Source organism: Cellulosimicrobium cellulans, assembly GCF_042723955.1.
GTDB classification, from domain to species: domain Bacteria; phylum Actinomycetota; class Actinomycetes; order Actinomycetales; family Cellulomonadaceae; genus Cellulosimicrobium; species Cellulosimicrobium cellulans_H.
On record NZ_JBHXIC010000138.1, the window covers coordinates 1 to 7509 of the forward strand.

General features: G+C 74.0%; 8 protein-coding genes. 7 read left to right on the forward strand and 1 reads right to left on the reverse strand.

All coding sequences use genetic code 11. The features are described from left to right. Positions 1-175: 175 nt before the first annotated feature. The 6 genes from nadC to mshA all read left to right on the forward strand — a co-directional run bounded on the left by nadC (position 176) and on the right by mshA (position 6136). A complete protein-coding gene (gene nadC, locus ACFWH7_RS20265; RefSeq protein WP_378219357.1) occupies positions 176-1078 on the forward strand; it encodes a carboxylating nicotinate-nucleotide diphosphorylase in 903 nt (300 codons plus the stop codon). A 216-nt stretch (positions 1079-1294) separates the two neighbouring features. Continuing rightward, entirely contained in the window at positions 1295-2758 is a 1464-nt protein-coding gene (gene lysS, locus ACFWH7_RS20270) for a lysine--tRNA ligase (protein ID WP_378219359.1), read from the forward strand. A 29-nt stretch (positions 2759-2787) separates the two neighbouring features. Continuing rightward, positions 2788-2967 (forward strand): hypothetical protein, encoded by a 180-nt coding sequence (locus ACFWH7_RS20275; protein WP_378219347.1) that lies wholly within the window; start codon positions 2788-2790, stop codon positions 2965-2967. Positions 2968-3141: 174 nt separating this feature from the next. Further along, a complete protein-coding gene (locus ACFWH7_RS20280; protein WP_378219349.1) occupies positions 3142-3477 on the forward strand; it encodes a histone-like nucleoid-structuring protein Lsr2 in 336 nt (111 codons plus the stop codon). A 136-nt stretch (positions 3478-3613) separates the two neighbouring features. After that, complete coding sequence (locus tag ACFWH7_RS20285) at positions 3614-4807, forward strand: lactonase family protein (protein WP_378219351.1); 1194 nt, start codon at positions 3614-3616, stop codon at positions 4805-4807. A 69-nt stretch (positions 4808-4876) separates the two neighbouring features. Beyond that, on the forward strand, positions 4877-6136 hold the full coding sequence (gene mshA, locus ACFWH7_RS20290) for a D-inositol-3-phosphate glycosyltransferase (protein ID WP_378219361.1): 1260 nt from the start codon (positions 4877-4879) through the stop codon (positions 6134-6136). Positions 6137-6160: 24 nt separating this feature from the next. Here the strand turns inward: mshA and ACFWH7_RS20295 are convergent, their stop codons facing one another. After that, the gene (locus tag ACFWH7_RS20295; RefSeq protein WP_378219353.1) at positions 6161-6607 is read right to left on the reverse strand and encodes a nitroreductase family deazaflavin-dependent oxidoreductase; all 447 of its coding nucleotides are present in this window, start codon (positions 6605-6607) and stop codon (positions 6161-6163) included. Between the two features lie 123 nt (positions 6608-6730). On the opposite strand from ACFWH7_RS20295, the gene ACFWH7_RS20300 reads away from it, so the two are divergent. Continuing rightward, entirely contained in the window at positions 6731-7468 is a 738-nt protein-coding gene (locus tag ACFWH7_RS20300; RefSeq protein WP_378219355.1) for a phosphoglyceromutase, read from the forward strand. The last annotated feature ends 41 nt before the right edge of the window (positions 7469-7509 follow it).

Here is a 7509-nt window from a genome sequence, read left to right on the forward strand (position 1 = left end):
CCCGTCCGACAGCCAGGAGGCCGTGGAGACGGGGGCGGGGGGGCGCCCACGGCGGGGCCGCCCGCCCCCCCCGCCCCGCGCGCCCCGCCCCGCCGCCCCCGCGCCCCTCCCCCCGGCCGCCGGCCACCGCCCGCCCCGCCGGTGGCGCGACGAGCCGGGGCTCGACGCGGCGTGGATCGCCGAGACCGTCGCGCGCGCGCTCGACGAGGACCTGGGCGTCGCGCCGGGCCGCGACGTCACGACGCAGGCGACCGTGCCGCCGTCGGCCACCGGGACCGCGCACCTCGTGGCGCGTGCGGACGGGGTCGTGGCGGGCCTCGTCGTCGTCGAGGAGGTGACGCGGCAGGTCGCCGAGCGGTTCGGACTGCCCCCCGTGGAGGTGACGTTCGTCGCGGCCGACGGCGCGGCGGTGGGTCGCGGCCGCGTCCTCGCCGCGCTCACGGGGCCGGTCCAGGTGCTCCTCGCGGCCGAGCGCACGCTGCTCAACCTCGCGAGCCGCGCGTCGGGCGTCGCGACGGCGACGCGCGCGTGGGCGCGCGAGCTCGCCGGTACGGGCGCGCAGGTGCTCGACACGCGCAAGACGACGCCCGGCCTGCGCGCCCTGGAGAAGTACGCGGTACGCGCCGGGGGCGGGACGAACAAGCGCATGGGCCTCTACGACGTCGCGATGGTCAAGGACAACCACGTCGTGGCCGCCGGCTCGGTGAGCGCGGCCATCGACGCGATCCGCCGGACGTTCCCCGACGTCCTGGTCCAGGTCGAGGCGGACACGACCGCGCAGGCGCTCGAGGCCGTCTCGGCGGGCGCGGACTTCCTCCTGCTCGACAACATGCCGACGCCCGTGCTCGCCGAGACGGTCGCGGCCGTGCGGGCGCGCGAGGGGAAGGACGGCGTCCCGGCGAAGGTCGAGCTCGAGGCCACGGGCAACCTCACGCTGGACCGCGCGCGCGAGGTCGCCGGTACCGGGGTCGACTACCTGTCCGTCGGCGCGCTCACCCACTCGGCCCCGATCCTCGACCTCGCCCTCGACCTGCTCCCGACCCTCCCGTCGGCGGAGAACCCCGGTCACCCGAGGTAGAACGCTGGTCACGCGAGGTAGAACGCTGGTCACGCGAGGTAGAACGCTGGTCGCGCGAGAGAGCACCACGGTTCTGCCTCGCGTGACCATGGTTCTCCCTCGGCACACGCTGGTCCGCGCGGGCGTCGGTAGAATCCTCGGGTGACCTCCCCCGCCGGAACCCCCTCTCCTGACGCGCGCGAGCCCGAGGAGCACGTCGACGACGTGCCGGAGCAGATGCAGGTCCGCCGCGAGAAGCGCGAGCGGATCCTCGCGCGCGGCGACGAGCCGTACCCCGTCTCCGTCCCGCGCACGACCACGATCGCCGACGTCCGTGCCGAGTACGCGCACCTGGAGACGGGCGAGGAGACGCAGGACGAGGTCGGCGTGGCCGGCCGCGTCGTGTTCCTGCGCAACACCGGCAAGCTGTGCTTCGCCACGCTGCAGGACGGCGAGGGCAACCGCCTGCAGGTCATGCTGAGCCAGGCCGTCGTGGGCGAGGAGTCGCTCGCGTCGTTCAAGGCGGACGTCGACCTGGGCGACCACCTCTTCGCGCACGGCCGCGTCATCAGCTCGCGCCGGGGCGAGCTGAGCGTCTTCGCGGACGCGTGGCAGATCGCCGCGAAGGCGTTGCGACCGCTCCCCGTGCTCCACAAGGAGCTCTCGGAGGAGGCGCGCGTGCGCCAGCGCTACGTGGACCTCATCGCGCGCCCGGCCGCCCGGGACACGGTGCGCCTGCGCGCCGCCGTCGTGCGCTCGATCCGCGAGAACTTCTGGGAGCGCGGTTTCGTCGAGGTCGAGACGCCGATGCTCCAGACGCGTCCGGAAGGCGCGGCCGCGCGACAGTTCGAGACGCACATGAATGCGTTCGACATCGACCTGTTCCTGCGTATCGCGCCCGAGCTGTTCCTCAAGCGCGCGGCCGTCGGCGGTGTCGAGAAGGTGTTCGAGATCAACCGCAACTTCCGCAACGAGGGCGTGGACTCCACGCACTCCCCGGAATTCGCGATGCTCGAGGCGTACGAGGCCTATGGCGACTACGACACGATGGCGGTGCTCACCCAGAACCTGGTGCAGCGGGCCGCGCAGGACGCGCTCGGGACGACCCTGGTCACGCTCGCCGACGGCACGGAATACGACCTCGGCGGCGAATGGACGCAGCTGAAGATGTACGACTCGCTCTCGGACGCGCTGGGCGATTCCGTCACGCCCGAGACGTCGGTCGAGACGCTGCTGCGGTACGCGGACAAGTTCGAGCTCACCTTCGACCCGAAGAACGTCAACCACGGGAAGCTCGTCGAGGGCCTCTGGGAGCACCTGGTGGGCGACCACCTCGTCGCGCCGACGTTCGTGCGCGACTTCCCCGTCGAGACCTCGCCGCTCACCCGTGACCACCGGTCGGTGCGCGGCCAGGTCGAGAAGTGGGACCTCTACGTGCGCGGCGTGGAGCTCGCGACGGCGTACTCCGAGCTGGTGGACCCGGTGGTCCAGCGCCAGCGCTTCGAGGCGCAGGCGCTGCTCGCGGCCGCCGGCGACGAGGAGGCCATGCGCATCGACGAGGACTTCCTCACCGCGATGGAGTACGCGATGCCCCCGTCGGGTGGCATGGGCCTGGGCATCGACCGCCTGCTCATGGCGATCACCGGCCTCGGCATCCGCGAGACCATCCTCTTCCCGCTCGTGAAGCCGGCGCAGCAGTAGCGCGCCGCCCAACACCTAGGATCGACAGCATGGACATCTGGCCCACCGTCGCGGCACTGATCCCCTCGATCGGTGTCGGCGTGCTCTTCTACGTGGCGATGCGCGCCATCGTGCGCGCGGACCGCAACGAGCGCGCCGCGCTCGCGCGCCTGGACGCGGAGCAGGAATCGGCCGTGGACGAGAATGTCGCGCCCGCGCGCGACGCCTGAGCATCGCCCGTCACCGCGTGCAAATAGCCACGAAATGATGTACCTGCGTCCAGGAATGGTGGGCCTCGCCCCAGAAGACGCGTGCCGGACAACGGCGTGGCCAATTGACGGTCCCGACTTTTCGATGGCATCCTGACGAGGACAATCATTCCTGTGAAGCGTGAGGTAACCACAGTGGCCCAGAAAGTCCAGGTAATTCTCGTCGACGACCTCGACGGGGGCGCGGCCGACGAGACCGTCACGTTCGCGCTCGACGGCGTCTCCTACGAGATCGACCTCAGCACCAAGAATGCGCAGGAGCTCCGCGACGCTCTCGCGTCCTGGGTCGGCAATGCGCGCAAGGTCTCGTCCCGCACGAGCGCGGCCCGTCCCGCGCGCCGCAGCGGCCGCTCCTCCGGCTCGGCCCGTGCGACCGAGGTCCGCGAGTGGGCGCGCGCCAACGGCTTCACGGTGAACGACCGTGGCCGCATCTCCCAGGAGATCCAGACGGCATACGACGCCGCGCACTGACGCGACGCCGCTCGAGCACCAGAGCGCCCCGCCGACGATCCTGTCGGTGGGGCGCTCTCGCGTCCGCGGGCGTCCCGCCGAACGGCGACGGCCTGCGGGTGCCCGAGGCACGCGTCCGGAGAACTAGGCTCGGGTCATGACCTCCGCGACCCGCGCCCTCTGGATCGGCACCTACCCGCACCCGGCGAACGACGGTGCGGAGGGCGTGTGGCGCGTCGGGCTCGACGTCGACGCCGCGGCCGGGACCGGGTCGTTCGTGGGTGGGGTGCTGGCGGCCGAGTCGCCGTCGCCGTCGTTCCTCGCGCTCGACGGCGACACGCTGTACGCGGTGGGGGAGACGGAGGCCGGCTCCGCGTCGGCGTTCGCGGTCGGGCCCGACGGCGGTCTCACGCCCCGAGGAGAGCAGGTCGCGACGGGCGGCTCGTACCCGTGCCACGTCGTCGTGAGCGGCGACGTGCTCGTCGCCAACTACGGGGACGGCGTCCTCACGGCCGTCACGACGGCCGCGGACGGCGCGCTCGCCGCGGCGTCGGACGACCTGGCCAGCACCCCGGTGCGCCGGCAGGGCCACGCGGGGACGGGTCCGGTCACGGACCGCCAGGAAGGGCCGCACGCCCACTTCGTCGCCCCGCTCGCGCACCTCGGCGCCGCCGACGACGGCAGCGGCGACGTGCTCGTCGTCGACCTCGGGACCGACGAGCTGCGCCGGCACGACCCCACGGCCCCCGACGGCGCGGCCCCGCGCGTCGTCGCGACCTTCCCCCCGGGGACCGGCCCGCGCCACCTCGCCGCGCTGCCGTCCGGGCACCTCGTCGTGGTCGGCGAGCTCGACCCGGCCCTGTTCGTCCTCGCTCCGGTGGACGGCCCCGACGGCGCGCGCACGTACGACGTGGTCGCGCGCTACGACGTCACGCACGCCGCCGCCCCCGTGGGCGGCGGGAACTACCCCTCGCACGTCGCGGTCTCGGCGGACGGCACGCGCGTCCTCGCCGCGGTGCGCGGCGCGGACGTGCTCGCCGTGCACGCCGTCGAGCCGGGGCCTGACGGTGGCGTCCCCGCGCTGCGCCACCTCGCGGACTCCCCGGTGGGCGGCGCGTGGCCGCGGCACTTCGCCGTCCTCGACGGTGACGCCGCACCCGAGGCTCCGCTGCACGACCTCGTCGTCGTCGCGAACCAGAACGACGACCCGCTCATCGAGCGTCCGGACGCCCCCGCGGGCGAGGAGCCGACGTCGAACCTCGCGCTCCTGCGCGTGCGCCGCTCGGACGGCGCTGCCCACGTGGTCGACGTGCTCGCGCTGCCCGCCCCGGCGTGCGTCGTGGAGGCCTGACCCGCCGTGACCGCGCTCGAGCTGCCGGAGGGCGTCTCCCCGGACCTGTCGACCCCGCTGCGGGTCGCCATGCTCTCGGTGCACACGTCGCCCCTGGACCAGCCCGGCACGGGCGACGCGGGCGGCATGAACGTGTACGTCACGGAGCTCGCGCACGCGCTCGCCCGCCGCGGCACGCAGGTCGAGATCTTCACGCGCGCGACGGCGTCGAGCCAGCCCCGCAAGGTCGAGGTGTCCGACGGCGTGACGGTGCGCCACGTCGTCGCCGGGCCCTTCGAGGGGCTCGACAAGAACGACCTGCCCGGCCAGCTCTGCGCCTTCACGGCCGGGGTGCTGCGCGCCGAGGCGCGGCACCACGAGGGCTGGTACGACGTCGTCCACACCCACTACTGGCTCTCGGGCCAGGTGGGCTGGCTCGCGGCCGACCGCTGGGACGTCCCGCTCGTGCACACCATGCACACGCTCGCGCGCGTGAAGAACGCCGCGCTCGCCCCGGGCGACGCGCCCGAGCCGCTGGGCCGGATCATCGGGGAGGAGCAGGTCGTCGCCGAGGCGGACGCGCTCGTCGCGAGCACGGACGCCGAGGCGGACGACCTCGTGCGCGACTACGCCGCCGACCCCGCGCGCGTGCACGTCGTGCCGCCGGGCGTCGACCTCGACCTGTTCTCCCCGGACCGCGGCGGCGCGTCGGCCGGCGACGGCGCGGCGCGGCGCGCGCGGCGCCGGGTGCTGCGCGCCGGGCTGGGGCTGCCCACCGGCGGCGGTCTCGTGCTCTTCGCGGGGCGCGTGCAGCCGCTCAAGGGTCCTGACGTGCTCGTCCGGGCGCTCGGGGTCCTCGCCGAGCGCGGGGAGCCCGTGCCGACGCTCGTCGTGCTGGGCGGCCCGAGCGGGCGCCCGACGGCGGTGCGCGAGCTCGAGGCGCTCGCCTACCAGGTCGGGGTGAGCGACCGGCTCGTCGTGCGCCCGCCCGTCCCGCGCGACGAGCTCGCGCAGTGGTACCGGGCTGCCGACGTCGTCGCCGTGCCGTCGCACAACGAGTCGTTCGGGCTCGTCGCGGCCGAGGCCGAGGCGAGCGGCACGCCCGTCGTCGCGGCCGCCGTCGGCGGGCTGAGGACCGTGGTCGAGGACCAGGTCTCCGGCGTCCTCGTGCCCGACCACGACCCCGCGACGTGGGCGCGCGTGCTCGGCGACCTGCTCGCCGACGACGAGCGCCTCGCCGCCCTCGGCGACGGCGCCCGGAGCGCGGGTGAACGCTTCGGCTGGGACACCGCCGCGCTGCGCATGCTCGACGTCTACGCGCAGGCGCGCAAGGTCCGCGCGGCACGCTGACGCCGCGCGGACCCTCGCTGCGGGTCAGGCGTCCGGCGTGGTGCGCTCCAGGACCAGGACGGGGATCTCGCGGGACGTCCTCGTCTGGTAGTCGGCGTACGGCGGGTAGGCCGCGACGGCGCGCTCCCACCAGAGCGCTCGCTCCTCGCCGTGGACCTCGCGCGCGACGTAGTCGTGGCGCTCGGCCTCGTCCTGGAGCTCGACCTGCGGGTGCGCCAGGACGTTGTGGTACCAGACGGGGTTCTTCGGGGCGCCGCCCAGGGACGCGACGATCGCGTACACGCCGTCGTGCTCGACCCGCATGAGCGGCGTCTTGCGGACCTTGCCGGTGCGCCGTCCCAGGGTCGTGAGCACGACCACCGGCATCCCGTTCAGGGTCGTGCTGCGCGTCCCCCCGGACGACTCGTAGGACTCGGCCTGCTTGCGGGACCAGGCGCTCGGGCTGGGGGCGTACTCTCCGTCGATCGGCATGTCGGGGCAACGTGCGCGCCCCCCGCCGGATTCCCGGACCTTCGTCCCACGCCCGACGGCGACGGTCACCACCACGTGGGACGCGGGTGCCCGCGCGGCGGGCCGTGCGGCAGGATGGAACCCATGACCTACACCCTCGTGCTGCTCCGCCACGGCGAGAGCGAATGGAACGCCAAGAACCTGTTCACCGGCTGGGTGGACGTCGCCCTGTCGGAGAAGGGGACCGAGGAGGCGAAGCGCGGCGGTCAGCTCCTCACGGAGGCCGGCGTCCTGCCCGACGTCGTGCACACCTCGCTCCTGCGCCGCGCCATCACGACGGCGAACCTGTCGCTCGACGCCGCGGACCGCCACTGGATCCCCGTGAAGCGGTCGTGGCGCCTCAACGAGCGGCACTACGGCGCGCTCCAGGGCAAGAACAAGAAGCAGACGCTCGAGGAGTTCGGCGAGGAGCAGTTCATGCTCTGGCGCCGCTCGTACGACGTCCCGCCGCCCGAGATCGAGCTCGGCTCCGAGTTCTCGCAGGACGCGGACCCGCGCTACGCCGACGCCCCCGTCGTGCGCACCGAGTGCCTCAAGGACGTGCTCGAGCGCGCCCTGCCGTACTGGGACGGCGAGGTCGTCCCGGACCTGAAGGCGGGCAGGACCGTCCTCGTCGCGGCGCACGGCAACTCGCTGCGCGCGATCGTGAAGCACCTCGACGGCATCTCCGACGAGGACATCGCCGCGCTCAACATCCCGACCGGCATCCCGCTGCTCTACGAGCTCGACGAGGACCTCAAGCCGATCACGAAGGGCGGCCGCTACCTCGACCCCGAGGCCGCTGCCGAGGCCGCCGCCGCGGTCGCCAACCAGGGCCGCTGACCGCCCCCACGCAGAGACGACCGTGGCCCGTCCGGGAATCC

Excerpts from the sequence above, each read along its gene's own strand:
- ACFWH7_RS20295 (WP_378219353.1), bottom strand. The coding sequence starts at position 6,607 with ATGCCGATCGACGGAGAGTACGCCCCCAGCCCGAGCGCCTGGTCCCGC.
- ACFWH7_RS20300 (WP_378219355.1), top strand. The coding sequence starts at position 6,731 with ATGACCTACACCCTCGTGCTGCTCCGCCACGGCGAGAGCGAATGGAAC.
- lysS (WP_378219359.1), top strand. The coding sequence starts at position 1,295 with ATGCAGGTCCGCCGCGAGAAGCGCGAGCGGATCCTCGCGCGCGGCGAC.
- ACFWH7_RS20285 (WP_378219351.1), top strand. The coding sequence starts at position 3,614 with ATGACCTCCGCGACCCGCGCCCTCTGGATCGGCACCTACCCGCACCCG.
- mshA (WP_378219361.1), top strand. The coding sequence starts at position 4,877 with ATGCTCTCGGTGCACACGTCGCCCCTGGACCAGCCCGGCACGGGCGAC.
- ACFWH7_RS20275 (WP_378219347.1), top strand. The coding sequence starts at position 2,788 with ATGGACATCTGGCCCACCGTCGCGGCACTGATCCCCTCGATCGGTGTC.